The 19,398-nt window shown below is 64.2% G+C and carries 8 protein-coding genes; all 8 read left to right on the top strand.

Annotation, left to right across the window (positions count from 1 at the left end; translation table 11 throughout):
• Positions 1–223 precede the first annotated feature (223 nt).
• On the top strand, positions 224–3,154 hold the full coding sequence (locus AC1PLU_RS13045) for a TonB-dependent receptor (protein WP_481106442.1): 2,931 nt from the start codon (positions 224–226) through the stop codon (positions 3,152–3,154).
• 337 nt (positions 3,155–3,491) lie between these two features.
• Entirely contained in the window at positions 3,492–6,215 is a 2,724-nt protein-coding gene (locus AC1PLU_RS13040; protein ID WP_481106441.1) for a TonB-dependent receptor, read from the top strand.
• Between the two features lie 109 nt (positions 6,216–6,324).
• Positions 6,325–8,589 (top strand): WD40/YVTN/BNR-like repeat-containing protein, encoded by a 2,265-nt coding sequence (locus AC1PLU_RS13035; protein WP_481106440.1) that lies wholly within the window; start codon positions 6,325–6,327, stop codon positions 8,587–8,589.
• A 106-nt stretch (positions 8,590–8,695) separates the two neighbouring features.
• Complete coding sequence (locus AC1PLU_RS13030; RefSeq protein ID WP_481106439.1) at positions 8,696–10,612, top strand: sialate O-acetylesterase; 1,917 nt, start codon at positions 8,696–8,698, stop codon at positions 10,610–10,612.
• Positions 10,613–10,695: 83 nt separating this feature from the next.
• Complete coding sequence (gene galD, locus AC1PLU_RS13025) at positions 10,696–12,366, top strand: GH35 family beta-galactosidase GalD (protein WP_481108521.1); 1,671 nt, start codon at positions 10,696–10,698, stop codon at positions 12,364–12,366.
• Positions 12,367–12,490: 124 nt separating this feature from the next.
• Positions 12,491–15,394: a TIM-barrel domain-containing protein gene (locus AC1PLU_RS13020; RefSeq protein ID WP_481106438.1), complete on the top strand. Its 2,904-nt coding sequence runs from the start codon at positions 12,491–12,493 to the stop codon at positions 15,392–15,394.
• 91 nt (positions 15,395–15,485) lie between these two features.
• Positions 15,486–17,867: a glycoside hydrolase family 95 protein gene (locus AC1PLU_RS13015; RefSeq protein WP_481095205.1), complete on the top strand. Its 2,382-nt coding sequence runs from the start codon at positions 15,486–15,488 to the stop codon at positions 17,865–17,867.
• The gene (gene xylB, locus AC1PLU_RS13010; protein WP_481106437.1) at positions 17,864–19,357 is read left to right on the top strand and encodes a xylulokinase; all 1,494 of its coding nucleotides are present in this window, start codon (positions 17,864–17,866) and stop codon (positions 19,355–19,357) included. The genes AC1PLU_RS13015 and xylB overlap by 4 nt, the downstream gene beginning before the upstream one ends.
• The last annotated feature ends 41 nt before the right edge of the window (positions 19,358–19,398 follow it).

Below are 19,398 nucleotides of genomic sequence, written 5' to 3'. Positions count from 1 at the left end.
CGTGATTTTTTCATTGGTTGACGCTAGATCACGCGCCTATATCTGTGAGCCAGATCGCACGCTGAAGCGCACGTGAAGTCGGGCAGGTGATCGGCGGCCAAGCCGCCATGCAGTGGGAGGGTGGACCCGCACGCTTGCGTGCGGATCCCACACGATCGTGCGGCCCGCTTGCGGTGCCGCGACAACCAGTCTTCAGTCGTCTTGCGTCCTGGGAGGGATTCGGATGTACACCTTTTCAAGCCATGCACCGGCAGGTACGGGCGTGCGCGCTCGCCGTACCTTGCGTTTGCCTCATTCCGCCATGGCCGTCAGCATTGCGTTGCTGCTCGCAGCGCCGGTTTATGCCCAACAGGCGCGGACGTCCCAGAACGCTCCGCTCACCAATGCCGGCGGCAACGCCGTGGATCTGGATGCGGTTGAAGTGCGCGGTGTGCGCGCCAGCCTGATCAAGTCGCAGGTAATCAAGCGCGACGCCAGCCAGATCGTGGATTCGGTCAGTGCCGAAGACATCGGCGCCTTGCCCGATCGCAGTGTCACCGAAACCCTGCAGCGCGTCAGCGGCGTGACCATCGATCACTTCGCCGCGCGCAGCGACCCCGATCACTTCTCGGCCGAAGGCAGCGGGGTGATGATCCGCGGCCTGACCCAGGTGCGCGGCGAACTCAATGGGCGCGACATCTTCAGTGCCGCCAGCGGCCGCGGACTGAGCTTCGAGGACGTGCCGGCCGAGTTGATGGCCGGTGTGGATGTGTACAAGAATCCCTCGGCCGAGATCATCGAAGGCGGCCTGGGCGGCACGGTCAACCTGCGCACGCGCATGCCGTTCGACAACCCCGGGCGGATTGTCGGCGGCAACGTCGATTACAACTACGGCGACATGAGCAAGAAGTACAAGCCGTCGGCCTCGTTCCTGTTCAGCGATCGCTGGGACACCGGCATCGGCGAGATGGGCTTCATGATCGACGTTGCGCATTCGGAGCTGGCAACGCGCTCGGACGGCATCCAGGTCGAACCGTACGTGCGGCGTACCGATGAGGCGGTGCTGGCCGGCAGCGGGCGCAGCGAGGTGTTCGTGCCGGGCGGGGTGAACTGGCGTCAGCTGGATTTCGAGCGCAAGCGCGACGGCATTGCGGCCGCCTTCCAGTGGAAGCCCAGCGATGCCACCGAGATCTATGCGCAGTTCCTGCGTTCGCGCTACGAGATGAACTGGCAGGAGCGCGCGGCGTTCTTCAACGACAGCAATAACAGCATCACCCCGGCGCCGGGCACCACCTTCGACTACGACTATCGCGGCGGGTTTCTGCGGGGCTCGCCGGTGTCCAGCTCGTGGCGCGGGGTGCTCACTGGCGATGGCGTGCGCTTCAATACCGACAACCGCTATTCCGAACAGCGCACCACCACCACCGACATGTCGGTGGGCTTCAGCCATTTCTTCAACGACAACCTGCAGATCAAGGGTGATATGCAGTTGGTGCAGTCGGAGAACGAGCAGCTGGATTTCACCGTGTTCAGCGCGACCTATCTGCCTGGGCTGTCTTATGACGTGTCGGGCAAGTATCCCAGCGTGCAGATCGCCAACCCGGCCTTTACCCAGGATCCGTCCAATTACTTCTGGGCGGCGGCGATGGATCACCTGGGCAAGAATCGCGGGCGGCAGCTGTCCACCCGCGTGGATCTGGAATACACCTTCGATGACAGCAGCTGGCTGCGCTTTGCACGCTTCGGCATGCGCGCCACCGACCGCAACCAGATCAACAAGAATTCCGGCTACAACTGGGGCGTGATCTCCGACAACTGGGCAGCGATTCCAGGCACCAGCAATGGCCTGGCGAATATGTCGGAGTTCATGACCGACCAGTCGTCGCTGTTCACCTTCTCCAACTTCTTCCGTGGCGGGGTGAACGTGCCGACCACGCTGGTGGTGCCCAACAGCAGCCTGGTCAACAACTATGGCTCGGCCTCGCAGATGATCCAGCAGATCGTGGCGTTGCGCGGCTATGGCTGGGCGCCGGACACCTATCAGCCGCAGGACACCAACCGCCAGTTCGAGCGCACTCAGGCGGCGTATGCGGCGCTGTATTTCGGCAACGACGAGGCCTGGGGCATTCCGGTGGATGGCAACGTCGGCATCCGTGTGGTGCAGACCAAAACGCAGGCCGAAGGCTTCGGGCAGTTTCAGAATCTGGCCGGGCTCAATGTCTCGCCCGAACTGCAGGCGCGCTACACCGGGCAGTATTTCGAGAACAATTCCGAAGGCAGCTACACCAATGTATTGCCCAGCTTGAACCTGCGCCTGCGCTTCACCGACACCTTGCAGTGGCGCTTTGCCGCCTCCAAGGCGATGGCGCGCCCGGATTACACTCAGCTGCAGCCGTATGTGTTGCTCAACGTGGAGACCAACGACGCCGGCCAGGCCACCGACTTCGTCGGCACCGCCGGCAACCCGAACCTCAAGCCGATGGTGGCCAACCAGTTCGATACCGCGCTGGAGTGGTACTTCGACACCAGCGACATGCTGTACGCCACGCTGTTCTACAAGAAGGTCAAGGATTACTTCTCCACCCAGGCCCGCAACGAGATCTACGACAACCGCCCCTGGCTGGTGACGCGCCCGTACAACATGGACGAGGGCACCATCCGCGGCGCGGAGCTGGGCTATACCCAGTTCTTCGATCAGTTGCCGGGCTGGCTGAGCGGGTTTGGCGTCAATGCCAACTTCACTTTCGTCGACAGCCAGGGCGGCGCGAACACCGCGACCGACCCGTACACCAACACCACCGTCACCGGCGTCGAGTTGCCGCTGGAAGGCTTGTCGCGGCGCAGCTACAACCTGGCCGGCATCTACGAGAAGGGTCCGCTGTCGCTGCGACTGGCCTACAACTGGCGCTCGCGCTATCTGCTGACCACCAGCGACGCGGCCACGCGTCTGCCGACCTGGGCCGACGACTATGGCCAGCTCGACGGCTCGTTCTTCTATCGCTTCAACGACCATCTGCAATTGGGCGTGCAGGCCAACAACCTGACCAATACGGTCACCAAGGTGTTGATGGGGCCGACCTCGTACGAAGGGGGCGAAGTGGACCCGCGCTTGTACACGCGTTCTTCGTTCGTCAACGACCGGCGCTATTCACTGGTGCTGCGCATGAACTGGTAAGCGTGCTCGATCACGGTTCCGGCCTGCGCTGGTTCGCAGAGTTGAGCCCGTTTCGGTGAATCCGGCAGCCTGGCCCGCAACGCCAGACCTGTCGGGTTTCTCCATGTTGTTATAGGTTTCAGGAATAGCTCGCCAGGAATATTTCATTGGTGTGGCATGACAGCCGCGCCCTATGCTCCGGCCGCAGCCGCTAGGTAAGCCTTATCGGGATTACCACGCATCCAACCAGTCGCAGCCTTTGCCGTGTGCGGATGCGGGCCAGCAACAACGACGGGCAGGGCGTTCGCGCACCCACCCGCTAAAAATTAGCAGTACATGCGTCCTGGGAGGGAGCACCATGTCAGTGCAACATCGCCACATTCCGGCAGGCCGGACTGTGGGTCAGCGTTCGATCCGTGATTTCCGCCGCTCCGTGATGGCCATCAGTGTGGCCACGCTGTTGAGCGCGCAGGCCTATGCGCAGGACGCGACCACCACTGCTGCTCCAGCGCAGGACCCGACCACCCAGCAGCTCGACACCGTGCAGGTCACCGGCACCCGTAGCAGCGTCACCAAGGCGCAGCTGGTCAAGCAGAACGCCGAGCAGATCGTCGATTCGATCGTTGCCGAAGACATCGGCAAGCTTCCCGACAACAACGTTGCCGAGGCGCTGCAGCGCATCTCCGGCATCCAGATCACCCGCAATTACGGCGAAGGCAGCTCGATCGCCATCCGCGGCCTGACCCAGGTGCGGACCGAGCTCAATGGCCGCGACATCTTCACCGCCAACGACGGCCGTGGCCTGAGCTTCGAAGACGTCTCTGCCGAGTTGCTCGGCGGCGTCAACGTCTACAAGAATCCCTCGGCCGACATGATCGAAGGTGGCCTGGGCGGCACGGTCGACCTGCGCACGCGCCTGCCGTTCGACTATGACGGCCGCAAGATCGCCGGCAGCGTCCAGTACAACCATTACGACCTGGCCGACGACGGCAAGCCGGCGTTCTCGGGCCTGTTCAGCGATCGCTGGCAGACCGGTATCGGCGAGATCGGCCTGCTGGTGAATTATTCGCAGCAGAAGAGCCCGTTCCGTCAGGACACCATCTCGATCGAGCCGTGGTACACGCAGACCGATCTGCCGGGCTATGAAGGCCAGGAAGTGTCGGTGCCGCACGGCGCCGGCATCAACACCACCGTCGGTGAGCGCGAGCGCAAGACCGGCGCATTTGCGATGCAGTGGCGCCCGAACGATTCGGTCGAGGTCTATACGCAGGTGCTGCGTTCGGAGTACGACTTCAGCTGGCACGACTATTCGTTCTTCGCGCTGACCGGCACGAACAACATGCAGGGCTTGCCCGGCATCCAGGTCAACGACCGAAACGAATTCGTCAACGGCTCGTTCCAGAATGTGCCGACCGAATCCAACACCAGCCTGACCGAGCGTCATTCGGTGACCACCGATTACTCGCTGGGCGGCAAGTGGACGGTCAACGAGAAGCTGACCCTGAGCACCGACTTCCAGTATGTCGATGCCACCACCACCGGTACGCGTTACATCCTGTCCACCGGTCAGTCCACCAGCCCGCAGTTCAACGTCGATTTCCGTGGCGATCTGCCGCGCTTGTCGGTGACCGATTCCAGCGGTGCGGAAGGCTATCTGGCCGACGTCAACAATTACGACGGTTGGCGCTATCACCTGGATAACAAGGACGACAACAAGGGCACCGAGTTCGCCTGGCGCGCCGATATGGACCTGGCCTTTGACAGCGACTTCGTGCGCAGCTTCAAGGCCGGTGTGCGCTACACCGACCGCGATGCCGAGACCAAGGGCAACATCTACCGCTTCATGTGCATCAACAACTGCGCAGGCGCACCGTTCTCGCAGTTCCCGAGCGTGGGCGTCGTGACCAATCCGATCACCGATTTCTTCCGCGGTGAAGGTCATGCCTTCGGCCCGACCCTGACCGCATCCGATGCGGCGGTGGCCAACTACCAGCAGACGCTCGCCACCTTCGGTGCCAGCCCGCTGGAGTTTTCCCCGAACAACATCAACGCGCAGACCGAGAAGACCTACGCGGCCTACGGCGTGTTGCGCTTCGGCGTGGACAGCGACTCGATCCCGTTCGACGGCAATATCGGCGTGCGCGTGGTGCGGACCGAGGTTGGCTCGACCGGCGTACGTACCGGCACCGATGGCGAGGGTGGCGGTCTGATTCCGGTGGATGCACAGCAGACCTACACCGACGTGCTGCCGAGCTTGAATCTGCGCTGGATGCTCAGCGACACGCTGCAGTGGCGGTTTGCAGCCTCGCGCGGTATCTCGCGTCCGACCTTCGATCGCCTCAATCCGAACCTGAGCCTGAGCACTGGCAGCTCCAACGGTGCCTCGACCTTTACCGGCAGAGCGGGTAATCCCGATCTGGAGCCGGTCAAGGCCGACCAGTTCGACACCGCGCTGGAGTGGTACTTCGGCCAGGGCTCGATGATGTACGGCACCCTGTTCTACAAGAAGATCGAAGGCTTCATCGCCGACAGCGTGTTCAACGAGGTCTACGATGGCCGCGTGTGGCAGATCACCCGTCCGGTCAACGGCGATGCCGGCAAGATCCGCGGTGCGGAACTGGGCTATACGCAGTTCTTCGATTTTCTGCCGGGCTGGTTGAGCGGCTTCGGCCTGCAGACCAACTACACCTATGTCGACAGCGAGGCGCCGAGCCCCACTGCCACCGACACCAACGGCCAGGCACTCACCGTGCCGCTGGAAGGGTTGTCCAAGAACAGCTACAACGCGATCCTCAGCTACGAAACGGCGCGCTTCCAGGGCCGTGTGGCCTACAACTGGCGCAGCGACTGGCTGGTGACCACCGCAGGCAACGGCACCGGCAATCTGCCGGTCTACAACAAGGGCTTCGGCCAGCTGGATGCCTCGCTGCGTTTCAACATCAATGATGTGTGGTCGATCTCGCTCGATGGCGTGAATCTGCTCGATACCCGTCGCGAAAGCTATCTGGGTTCCGAGTCGCGCTACCGCGACTTCGTGATCAACGATCGTCGGTATGGCCTGACCTTGCGGGCCAGCCTGTAGAACGTGCCGTAGGAAGTGCGTCTCCGGTCCGGCGAGCTGTGCAGGCAGCTCGTTGGACCGGTGTTTTTCCAGTCGGTGGCCATCATCGACCGCAAAGGGAGCCGGAGGAATGATCGTCATGATCGATCCGCCTACTGAGCGCCGTCGTCTTCGTACGCAAGCGTGGCAGGCCGGTCTTTGGGCGTTGCTGCTGTTGGCGTCTGTCTTTCGGCTGCATGCCGCCGATTCCGGTGCGCAGGGGCCTTACCAATGGCGCAGCGTTGCCATTGGCGGTGGCGGTTTTGTCACCGGTGTGCTGTTTCATCCCGCAGAGCGCGATCTTGCGTATGCGCGCACCGATGTCGGTGGCGCCTACCGTTGGGATGCGCGTGCGCAGCAGTGGATCGCACTGACCGATTGGTTGGGTGCCGACGACTGGAATCTGATGGGGATCGACGCATTTGCGGTCGATCCTGCCGACCCGAAGGCGCTGTATCTGGCCGCGGGCACCTATATGCACGAGCGCGCCGGCAATGCGGCGCTGCTGCGCTCGTTCGATCGCGGGCACAGCTTCGAGCGTGCCGAGTTGCCTTTCAAACTGGGTGGCAATCAGCTGGGTCGTTCCAATGGCGAACGCTTGGCAGTGGACCCGCACGATGGCCGCGTGCTGTTGCTCGGTTCGCGTGATGCGGGTCTGTGGCGCAGCACCGATCGCGGCGCGCACTGGGCGCGTGTGGAGGGGTTTCCTGCCGAGGCACTGGCGGGTTCCACTGCGCGTAATCATGTTGGACGCGAGCAGGCGGTGGGCATCGCCTTTGTCGTGTTCGATGCCGCCAGTGGCCGCGCTGGTGCGCCCACGCCGCGGATCTATGTGGGTGTGTCCACTGCGCAGACCAGTCTGTATGTGTCGGAAGATGCTGGTCGCAGCTGGTCGGCAGTGGCCGGGCAACCCAAGGGCTTGCGTCCCAGTCATATGGCCGGTGGCAGCGACGGGCAGTGGTATCTGAGTTACGGCGACCAGCCCGGCCCGGATCTGATGGCCGGTGGCGCGCTATGGAAATACACCCCGGCGCAGGCGGGTTCACAGGCGCGCTGGAGCGAGATCAGCCCGATCGCGCAGCCGGCCACTGGCGATGGCTTCGGTTGGGGCGCGGTGGCGGTGGATCCGCAACAGCCTCAGGTGCTCTTGGCCAGCACGTTCCGCCGCTCACCGCGCGATGACTTGTTCCGCAGCGTCGATGGCGGTCGCAGCTGGACGCCATTGTTGGCCGCCTCGCAGTTCGATCACAGCGCCGCGCCGTGGACCGTGCAGGCGACGCCGCACTGGATGGGCGCATTGGCGATCGATCCGTTCGACAGCAATCACGCGCTGTTCGTTACCGGCTACGGCATCTGGGCCTCGCGCAATCTGCAGGATTTCGCCAAGCAGCAGCGTCCGTTGCAGTGGTGGTTTCAGGACCACGGGCTGGAAGAAACCGTGCCGCTGGATCTGCTCAGCCCGATGCAGGGCGCGCATCTGCTCAGCGCGCTGGGCGATATCGATGGCTTTCGGCATGACGATCTGGACCGTGCGCAATTGCAGTACGCCGGCCCGCGCCTGACCAATGGCGAAAGTATCGATGCCGCCGGGCAGGCCGCGCAGTGGGTGGTGCGCAGCGGCACCGTGCGTAATCGCCGCAACAATGAAATCCGCGCGCTCTACTCGCGCGATGGCGGCGCGCAGTGGACGGCGTTTGCCAGTGAGCCATCGGCAGGGCAGGGCGCCGGCAACATCGCCATTTCCGCCGACGCATCCCACGTTATATGGGCGCCCGAGAACGGCGGTGTGTGGCGCACAGTCGATTTCGGCAAGCAGTGGCAACGTGTGCAAGGTCTACCCGACACTGCGGTGGCGGTGGCCGATCGCGTCGATGCGCGGCGCTGGTATGCGGTTGACACCGCGAGCGGACGCTTGTTCGAAAGCAGCGATGGCGCAGCGAACTTTCGCGACACCGCTGCGCAGGTCGGCAGCCCGGCGCGCGATGAGCGTGCGCGTCCGCAACTGCGCCCCGATCCGTGGCGGGCGGGTGTGGTGTATCTGGCCAGCCCCACGCTGGGCGTGATGCGCTGGCAGGATGGTCGTTTGCAGACCTTGTCCAAGCCGGACCAGGCGCGTTCGTTGGGCATCGGCAAGGCGCTGCGCGAGGGTGCACCGCCAGCGCTGTATCTGGCCGGCCGCGTGCGTGGTGTGGACGGTGTATTCCGCTCCGACGACGAAGGCGTGCACTGGTTGCGCATCAACGACGACGCGCACCGTTTCGGCAAGCCGTACAGCGTGACCGGCGATCCGCGCATCCCCGGGCGCGTGTACTTCGCTACTGGTGGGCGTGGCATTTTCTACGGCGATCCACGATGAGCGCTGCGTACCTGCGCGCGTCATTGCGCTGTCTTACCGTATGCGGCGGCGCGTGCTGTCGCTTTGTTGCGCGCCGAGTGGCTGCGCCGACTCTGGAGATCACTGCATGACCGCTTCTTTCATCCGCTGTGGTTACTTGTTGGGCCTGGCGCTGATCAGCCCCGCCGCGTTGGCACAACCGACCCTGCCATTGTTGTTTGCCGATGGCGCGGTACTGCAGCGTGACCAGCCGATGCCGGTGTGGGGCTGGGCATCGCCGAATGCCGCCATCACGGTCAGCTTCGACGGCAAGCGCGCCACCGCCAAGGCCGATGCGAAAGGGCAGTGGAAGGTGAATTTGCCTGCGCATAAGGCCGGTGGCCCGTATGTGCTGAGTGTGCAGGGCGATGGCGGGCAATTGCAGGTGCGCGATGTGCTGGTCGGCGATGTGTGGCTGGCCAGCGGTCAATCGAATATGGAGTGGCCCTTGGCGCAGGCCAGCGATGGTCCGCAGGCAGTGGCTGCTGCCAACGACCCGCAGTTGCGTCACTTCAAGGTGCCCAAGTCGTGGTCGGTGCAGCCGGAAGCGCGCCTGACCGGCGGCGACTGGAAAGCGGCGACGCCGGTCAACGCCGGCGAGTTCACCGCAGTCGGGTATTTCTTCGCCAAGGAGCTGCGTGCCAGCACCGGCGTGCCGATCGGCATCGTCAACAGCACCTGGGGCGGCAGTGCGATCGAGGCGTGGATGGATGCGGCCTCGCTGGGGTTGAACGCCGACCAGAATCAGGGCGCGATCGAGGCGATCAAGCAACGCGATGCCGCCGCGCAGGCCGCCACCGGCAAGCGCATCGCGCGCTGGCCCAAGGTGGACGGCGACACGCCGCAGTGGCGCGAACCGACGTTTGATGACAGCGACTGGGACAGCATCCCGACCACCCAGCAATGGGAACTCAGCGGCTATGACGGCATGGATGGCATCGCCTGGTACCGCACCACGGTCACCTTGAGCGCGGCAGAGGCCAAGGCCGGGATTGCGCTGGGCGTGGGCCAGATCGACGATTCCGATATCACCTATGTCAACGGCACCCAGGTTGGCCAGACCACCAAGCAGTGGAACCTGCCGCGCGTCTACAACGTGCCGCCTTCTGCACTGCATGCAGGCGTCAACCACATCGCGGTACGGGTGGAAGATCTCAGCGGTGGCGGCGGCATGCACGGTCCGGACGAGCAGCGCTTTGTGCAGACCACCGCTGGTGCCAAGCGCGCCTTGAGCGGTTGGAAGTTCCGCCCCGCGGCCGTGCGCGTGTCGCTGGCCGACAACAAGAATCAGCTGCCCACGCTGCTGTACAACCAGATGATCCATCCGCTGCAGCCGTTCCCGGTCAAGGGCGTGATCTGGTACCAGGGCGAAACCAATGCCAGCGACACCGGCGCGGTGAAATATCGTGAGCAGTTCGCGGCGATGATCCAGCAATGGCGCGCCGAACGCGGTGCGAAACAGCTGCCGTTTCTGTGGGTGCAGCTGGCCAATTTCAAAGCCGGTGGCGACAAGGGCGATATGAGCCCGTGGGCGCTGTTGCGCGAGTCGCAATCCAAGACGCTGGCGCTGCCGGCAACCGGGCAGGCGGTGATCATCGATATCGGCAACCCCACCGATATCCATCCCACTAACAAGCGCGATGTCGGCCATCGTCTGGCGCTTGCGGCGCGGCATGTGGCTTATGGCGAAACGCTGGTGTACAGCGCGCCGGTGTTCAAGCGCGCAAGCTTCGCCGATGGCCAGGCAGTGCTGAGTTTCGATCTGCAAGGCAGTGCGTTGCAGGTGCGTGGCGGTGGCGCGTTGCAAGGCTTCCGTGTTGCCGGTGCCGACAAGCAGTTCCATCCGGCCACCGCGCAACTCGATGGCGATCACGTGATCGTACGCAGCGATGCGGTGCGCGCACCGGTCGCCGTGCGCTACGGCTGGAGCGAGAACCCGGACGACGCCAACCTGGTCAATCGCGAACACCTTCCTGTTTCCCCCTTCCGCACCGATACCTGGTGACACGGAGTCTTATGTCCATGCATTCCCCCGTTGCACGTGTGATCGCTCCTTCCACTGCACGCCGTTGCCTGCGTCCGCTGTTGCTGTCCGCGCTGGCGCTGGCCTTGGCTGCGTGCCAATCCGGTGAGCAAAGTGACGCCGCCAAACCTGCTGCAGTTGCACCCGCTGCGAGTCCCGCAGCGACCACCCCTGCCACTGCGGCGGCGCCGTCTGCGCAGACACCGATGCCGCAGTTCGTCAGCAAGGACGGCAAGCATGCGTTGATGGTCGATGGCGCGCCATTCCTGATCCTGGGCGCGCAGGTCAACAATTCCAGCAACTATCCCGGGGTGATGGACAAGGTGTGGCCGGCGATGCAGGTGCTGGGCCCCAACACTGTGCAGGTGCCGATCGCCTGGGAGCAGGTTGAGCCGGAAGAAGGCAAGTTCGATTTCTCCTTCGTCGATACGTTGCTGACGCAAGCGCGCGAGCACAAGGTGCGGTTGGTGTTGCTGTGGTTTGCGACCTGGAAGAACAACGGCCCGGCGTACGCACCGCACTGGGTCAAGACCGACAACCAGCGCTTCCCGCGCGTGGTGACGCGCGAGGGCAAGGCGATCGGGTCGCTGTCGCCGCATGCGCAGGCCACGCTGGATGCAGACCGCAAGGCCTTTGTTGCCTTCATGCAGCATCTCAAGCAAGTCGATCCGCAGCACACCGTGATCATGATCCAGCCGGAAAACGAGCCGGGCACCTACGGCAGCGTGCGCGACTTCTCGCCGATGGCGCAGAAGCTGTTCGACGGCCCGGTGCCGGACGAACTGCTCAAGCGTTTGAACAAGCAGCCGGGCAGCTGGGCGCAGGTGTTCGGTGCCGATGCGGACGAGATTTTCCATGCCTGGTCGATCGGTCGCTACATCGATCAAGTGGCCGAGGCCGGCAAGGCCGAGTACCCGCTGCCGATGTACGTCAACGCCGCACTGCGTGGCCCGTTCAATCCCGGCCAGCCCGGTCAATACGCCAGCGGCGGCCCCACCGACAACGTGCTGGATGTGTGGAAGGCCGCCGGCCCGCATATCGATCTGCTGGCGCCGGACATCTACATGCCCGAATACCGCATGTACACCACGGTGCTGGAGCGTTACGCGCGGCCGGATAACGCTTTGTTCGTTGCCGAAACCGGCAACCGCCCCGAGTACGCGCGTTATCTGTTCCCCACGCTGGGCCACGACGGCATCGGCTGGTCGGCGTTCGGCATGGACTACACGCGCTATTCCAACTATCCGTTGGGCGCCAAGCACGTCAACGAAGAAACGCTGGCGCCGTTCGCGCTCGGTTTCGACCTGGTCAAACGCGGCATGCGTCCGTTCGCCAAGGCCGCGTCCGAAGGCAAACTCCACGGCACCGCAGAAGAACCCGGCCAGGCCGTGCAGGAGCTCAGGCTCAACGATCGCTGGAGCGCCACCATCACCTATGGCGTGCCGCAGTTCTGGTTCAAGGGCGAGCCGCCGGGCAACCCCGAGCCGATCGGCGCGGCCTTGATCGCCGAGCTCGGCCCGGACGAATTTCTGGTCACCGGTTACCACGTGCGCGTGACCCTGCATCCGGCCAGCGAAGCCACCGCCAACATGCTCTACGACCGTGTCGAGGAAGGCGTGTACGAGGGCAGCGACTGGAAGTTCGAGCGCAACTGGAACGGCGACCAGACCGATTACGGCGTCAATTTTTCCAGCGCGCCGCAGTTGCTGAAGATCAAGCTGGCCACCTACAAATAAGCGCGGCTATCAGCGTTGCCGCGCAGCCCGATCGCCGCGCAGCACGCCGTTCGCCACGTTGAATTCAATGAACCCATGCGCTGCCGCCCCCGCGGCATCGCTTCGTAAATCCAAGGGAGTGAACATGCAAACCACCAATCGTTCCGCCGGGCATGCGCCTGCCATCCGACGTACACCGCTCGCTCAGTGCCTGGCGTTGTCGCTGGCCCTGCTGGCCAATGCCGCGCATGCGCAGGAAGTGCGTAAGGCCGCCGACGGCGTCACCGTGGTGCCGAGCGCCAAGGGCGCCGCACCGGTGCGTCTGCAGGTGGTCGATGCCGGCATCATCCGCGTCAGTGCCGATCCGGATGGCGACTTCGCGCGCACGCCCAGCCTGATGCGCGTGCCAGTGCAGGGCGACAGCAAGTTCCAGCTGGCCGAGCAGGGCGACAGCGTGCAGCTGAAGACCGGCCAGGTCACCGCCACGGTCTCCACCGTCGATGGCCATGTCAGCTTCGCCGACGCCAACGGCAAGCCGGTGTTGTCGGAGGTGGCCGGCGGGCGCAGCTTTGCCCCGCTCAAGGTCGAAGGCAAGCAGTACCTGAGCGTGCGTCAGCGCTTCCAGTCGCCCGATGACGAAGCGCTGTACGGCTTCGGCCAGCATCAGCAGGGCTGGATGAATCAGAAGGGCCGCAACGTCGAGCTGCAGCAGAACAATATCGATATGGCGGTGCCGTATCTGGTCTCCAGCCGCAACTACGGCCTGCTGTGGGACAACAACTCGATCAGCCGCCTGGGCGACCCGCGCGGCCTGCAGCCGCTGCCCAAGACGCTCAAGTTGTACGACGCCAAGGGCAAGGCCGGCGCATTGACCGCGCGCTATGCGATCAACGGCAAGCAGATCGTCGAGCGTCGCGAGAGCGAGGTGAATTACCAATACCTCAGCGACCTGACCAAGTTCCCCAAGAAGGCGATCACCAAGGACAAGGACAGCCGCATGCAGGTCACCTGGGAGGGCGAGATCGAAGCGCTCACCGGTGGCGAGCACACCTTCTCGCTGTATTCGAGCGAATACGCCAAGCTGTACGTGGACGGCAAGCTGATCATCGATCGCTGGCGCCAGAATTGGAACCCGTGGAATCACGAGTTCAAGCTCGAGCTGGAGCCAGGCAAGCGCCACACCGTCAAGGTCGAGTGGGACCTGATCGACCCCAGCTATATCGCGCTGTTGCATCGCGACCCGCTGCCGGCCACCGAAGCCAAGGATTTGTCGCTGTGGTCCGAAGCCGGGCAGATGATCGACTACTACTTCGTCTCGGCCGATTCCTACGATCAGGCGATTGCCGGTTATCGCGAACTCACCGGCAAGTCGGTGATGCTGCCCAAGTGGGCCTATGGCTTCTGGCAGAGCCGCGAGCGTTACAAGAGCCAGGATGAGCTGGTCGGCGTGCTGGCCGAATACCGCAAGCGCAAGCTGTCGCTGGACAACATCGTGCTGGATTGGTCGTACTGGCCGGAAAACGCCTGGGGCTCGCACGATTTCGACCCGCAGCACTTCCCGGATCCGGATGGCATGGTCAAGTCCGTGCACGACATGCACGCGCAGATCATGATTTCGATCTGGCCCAAGTTCTATCCCACCACCGCCAACTACAAGGAACTGGATGCCGCCGGTTTCATGTACAAGCGCAATGTCGAAGTCGGTGAGCTGGACTGGATCGGCAAGGGCTACAAGAACTCGTTCTACGACCCGTATTCGGAAAAAGCGCAGGCGATCTACTGGCGTCAGGTCAACGAAAAGCTCAACAGCAAGGGCTTCGATGCATGGTGGATGGACGCCGACGAGCCGGACGTGCATTCCAACCTGGACATCGGCGAGCGCAAGGCACGCACCACGCCGACTGCGCTGGGCCCGTCCACCGAGTTCTTCAACTCGTATCCGCTGCCGCACACACATGGCGTGTATGTGGGCGACCGTGCGGCCGACGACAAGCGCGTGTTCATCCTGTCGCGCAAGGGCTATGCCGGCACTCAGCGCAATGCGGTGGCAGTGTGGAGCGGTGACATCGTCTCGCGCTGGGATGACATGCACGACCAGATCTCCGCGGGCGTCAACATGGCGCTGTCGGGCCTGCCCAACTGGACCTTCGACATCGGCGGTTTCGCGGTGGAGAAGCGTTACGAAAACCAGGACCCGGCACATCTGCCGGAATGGCGTGAGCTCAATACGCGCTGGTTCCAGTTCGGCGCGTTCGTGCCGATCTTCCGCTCGCACGGCCAGTTCCCGTACCGCGAAATCTGGAACATCGCCCCGGAAGGCACGCCGTTCTACGACAGCATGGCCTACTACAACCGCCTGCGTTATGCGCTGCTGCCGTACATCTACAGCCTGGCCGGCGACACCTATCAGCGTGACGGCGTGATCATGCGCGGCATGATGATGGACTTCCCGAACGACCCCAAGGTTCGCGACATCAACGACCAGTACCTGTTTGGGCCGGCGTTCCTGGTCGCCCCGGTGACCCGCTTCGGCGCGACCTCGCGGCAGGTGTATCTGCCGGCCGGCAGCAGCTGGCTGGATTTTTCCACCGGCAAGCGCTACGAAGGTGGCCAGAGCATCGAAGCCGCTGCGCCGATCGAGCGCATGCCGTTGTTCGTGCGTGCTGGCTCCATCGTGCCCACCGGCCCGGTGCAGGAATACGTGGACCAGACGCCGGACGCACCGCTCACCGTGGTGGTCTACACCGGCGCCGACGGCCAGTTCTCGCTGTATGAGGACGACGGCAAGGGCTACGGCTACGAGAAGGGCGAGTTCAGCCGCATTCCGCTGAGCTGGAACCAGGCCAAGGGCGAGCTGAGCATCGGCAAGCGCGAAGGCAGCTGGACCGGCATGCAGGCCAAACGCACCATCAATGTGCGCTTCGTCGATGGCCCGCGCGAGGATGCCGGTGCGCTCGAACCCAAGACCGACGCCAGCATCCAGTACGACGGCAAGCCGGTCAGCGTGTTGCAGCGCAAGATTGCGTCCGGCAAAGCGCGTCGTCGATGATCGCAGGTCGTTGTCAGTCAGTGAGTGCGCAGATGCCGGATCGCCGCGAGGCTCGGGCGTGCAGGTCCGGTCATGCAGCACGGTGGTGCACGTGCTGACCCGCAGGGAAGTCTGCAAGGCAACCGGTGCCGCACTCGCGGTGCTGGGTGCTGCGCCGGCCACGTCCGCTGTTGCTGCGCCGGCGAAGGCAGCCGGCAAACAGTCGCTGCCTGCCGCCGCGGCCGGCGATGCCTTGCAGCTGTGGTATCGCGAACCGGCCAACGAGTGGGTACAGGCCTTGCCGGTCGGCAACGGCCGGCTGGGCGCGATGGTGTGGGGCGGCATTGCCCACGAGCGCCTGCAACTCAACGAAGACACGTTGTACGCAGGCGGCCCGTACGACGCCACCAGCCCCGAGGCGCTGGCGGCCTTGCCGCAGGTGCGTGCGCTGATCTTTGCCGGGCGCTATGCCGAGGCCGAAACACTGGCCGATGCCAAGTTGCTCTCGCGTCCGCTCAAGCAGATGCCATATCAACCGCTGGGCGATCTGCTGCTGGATTTCGATCGTGCCGACGGCATCAGCGAGTATCGCCGTCAGCTCGATCTGGATACCGGCGTGGTCACCACCACCTTCCGTTCCGGTGGCGCTGTGCACAAGCGCGAGGTGTTCGTGTCGGCGCAAGCGCAATGCATCGTGGTGCGCCTGTCGTGCGATCGCCCCCGTGCGGTTTCCTTGCGCGTGGGCATCGACAGCCCGCAGACCGGCGAGGTCACGGTGGAGCAGGGCGGCCTGCTGTTCAGCGGTCGCAACGGCAGCTTCGCCGGTATCGACGGCAAGCTGCGCTTTGCGTTGCGCGTGTTGCCGCAGATCAAGGGCGGCACGGTCAGCGGTCTGCGCGACCGCTTGCGCATCGAAGGCGCCGATGAAGTGGTGTTGCTGCTCACCGCCGCCACCAGCTACCAACGCTATGACGCCGTCGATGGCGATCCGCTCGCGCTGACTGCAGCAAGTTTGAAAAAAGCAGGCAAGCTGGACTACGCCGCATTGCTGCGTGCGCATCTGGCCGATCATCAGCGGCTGTTCCGGCGCGTGGCGATCGACCTCGGCACCAGCGAAGCGGCGAAGCTGCCCACCGACGAACGCGTGCAGGCGTTTGCCAAGGGCAATGACCCGGCACTGGCCGCGCTTTATCACCAATTCGGCCGGTACCTGCTGATCTGCAGCTCGCGGCCCGGTTCGCAGCCGGCCAATCTGCAGGGCATCTGGAACGACCTGATGCAGCCGCCGTGGGAAAGCAAGTACACCATCAACATCAACACCGAGATGAACTACTGGCCCAGCGAGGCCAACGCGCTGCACGAATGCGTCGAACCGCTGGAATCCATGTTGTTCGATCTGGCCAAAACCGGGGCGCACACCGCACGCGCGATGTACGACGCGCCCGGTTGGGTGGTGCACAACAACACCGACCTGTGGCGCCAGGCCGGGCCGATCGATGGCGCCAAGTGGAGCCTGTGGCCGATGGGCGGCGTGTGGCTGCTGCAACAGCTGTGGGACCGCTGGGATTACGGCCGCGACCGTGCCTACCTGGGCAAGATCTATCCCTTGTTCAAGGGCGCAGCGGAGTTCTTCGTCGCCACGTTGGTCAAGGATCCGCAGACCGGCGCGATGGTGACCAATCCATCGATCTCGCCGGAAAACCAGCATCCGTTCAACGCCGCGCTGTGTGCCGGCCCGACCATGGACGCGCAACTGCTGCGCGATTTGTTCGCGCAATGCATCGCCATGAGCAAGCTGCTCAAGGTCGACGATGCCTTTGCGCAACACCTGAGCACGCTGCGCGAGCAATTGCCGCCCAACCGCATCGGCAAGGCGGGGCAGTTGCAGGAATGGCAGCAGGACTGGGACATGCAGGCGCCGGAGATCCATCACCGCCACGTTTCGCATCTGTACGCCCTGCATCCCTCCAGCCAGATCAATCTGCGCGATACGCCCGAGCTTGCCGCTGCAGCCAAACGCACGCTGGAAACACGAGGCGACAACACCACCGGCTGGGGCATCGGCTGGCGCCTGAATCTATGGGCACGTCTGGCCGATGGCGAGCATGCGTACCGCATCCTGCAATTGCTGATCTCGCCCGAACGCACCTACCCGAATCTGTTCGACGCGCATCCGCCGTTCCAGATCGATGGCAACTTCGGCGGCACCGCCGGCATCACCGAGATGCTGTTACAAAGTTGGGGTGGCAGCGTGTTCTTGCTGCCCGCATTGCCCAGTGCCTGGCCGCGCGGCAGTGTGCGCGGGTTGCGCGTCCGCGGCGGTGCCAGCGTGGACCTGGAATGGGACGGCGGTCGCCTGCAGCAGGCACGCGTGCACAGCGACCGTGGCGGGCGCTATCAACTGTCTTACGCAGGGCAGATCCTGGACCTGGAACTGGGCGCCGGTCGCACCCAGCAGGTCAGCCTCAACAACAACCGATTGGTGACGCAATGAGCTTGTACATAGGACTGGATGTGGGCACGCAGAGCGTCAAGCTGGTGGCCTACGATCCGCAAGAGCGCGAGGTGGTGGCCACCATCGCCGCGCCCATGGAGCTGATCAGCCGCGACGACGGCACCCGCGAGCAACAGGCGCAGTGGTGGATCGACGGCATCGTGCATTGCTTCGCACAGCTCGATGGAGAGCTGCGTGCGCAGGTGCGCGGTATCTCGGTCTCCGGCCAGCAGCACGGGTTTGTGCCGGTGGCCGCCGATGGCGGCGTCACCGCACCGGTGAAGCTGTGGTGCGACACCAGCACCGCGCGGGAGTGCGACGAGATCATGGATGCGGTGGGCGGCGTGGCCGGCACTGTGGCCACTGCAGGCAACCCGATCATGGCCGGCTATACCGCCTCCAAATTGCCGTGGACGCGCAAGCATCGCCCCGAGGCGTACGCCGCGATGACCACGGTGATGCTGCCGCACGATTACGTGAACTTCTGGCTCACCGGCGAGCGCTTCACCGAAGTCGGCGATGCCTCCGGCACCGGCTGGCTGGATGTGCGCACCCGCCAGTGGTCCGAGCGCATGCTTGGCGCGATGGATGCACAGCGCGACCTGCGCACTGCATTGCCGCCGCTGGTGGAAACCGGCGCGGTGTATGCGTTGTCCGACGCAGCTGCAGAGGCGCTGAATCTGCCAGCCGGTGTACGTGTCACCACCGGTGGCGGCGACAACATGATGGCCGCGATCGGCACCGGCAATGTGGTGCCGGGTCGCCTGACCATGAGCCTGGGCACCTCCGGCACCTTGTTCGCGTATGCCGATCACCCGGTGGTGGACGACGACGCACGCTGGGCGGCGTTTTGTTCATCCAGTGGCGGTTGGCTGCCGCTGATCTGCACGATGAACTGCACCGTCGCCACCGAGGCGGTGATGCAGATGTTCTCCATCACCCGCGAGCAGACCGAGGCGCTGATCGCCAACACCACACCGGGTGCCGATGGCCTGGTGTTGCTGCCGTTCTTCAACGGCGAGCGCACTCCGAATCTGCCGTCCGCACGCGGCTGCCTGTTCGGCATGGAGTTGCACAACACCACGCCGGCGCACTTCTATCGCGCCGCGATGGAAGGGGCGACCTACAGCCTGCGCAACGGCTTCGATGCTTTCGTTGCGGCGGGCCTGCAGTTCGACACCATCCTGCTCACCGGCGGCGGCAGCAAGAGCGCGCAGTGGCGGCAGATGGTGGCCGACGTCTTCAATCTGCAGGTCGTGGTGCCGACCCAGCCCGAAGGCGCCGCCTTCGGCGCCGCGCTGCAGGCGTTGTGGGCGTGCGATCGCGACGACGGCGGCGCAGACGCCTTGTCGGATGTGGTGCTGGAGCATCTGCAGACTGACGAGGCGCTATCGGCACGCCCGGATCCGCAGCGCGTGGCCCAGTATCAGCAGCATTACCAGAACTTCCTCAAGCACCTGCAGGTCGTCAGCCCGCTCTACGCCGGCTGATCGACAACACCCTTTACAACTCCCCCAGCAGCAAGGACATC

This window comes from Xanthomonas sp. NCPPB 2933 (assembly GCF_056725225.1).
The sequence above is the reverse complement of the archived record's forward strand: the minus strand, read 5'-3'. Positions and strand labels throughout refer to the sequence as shown.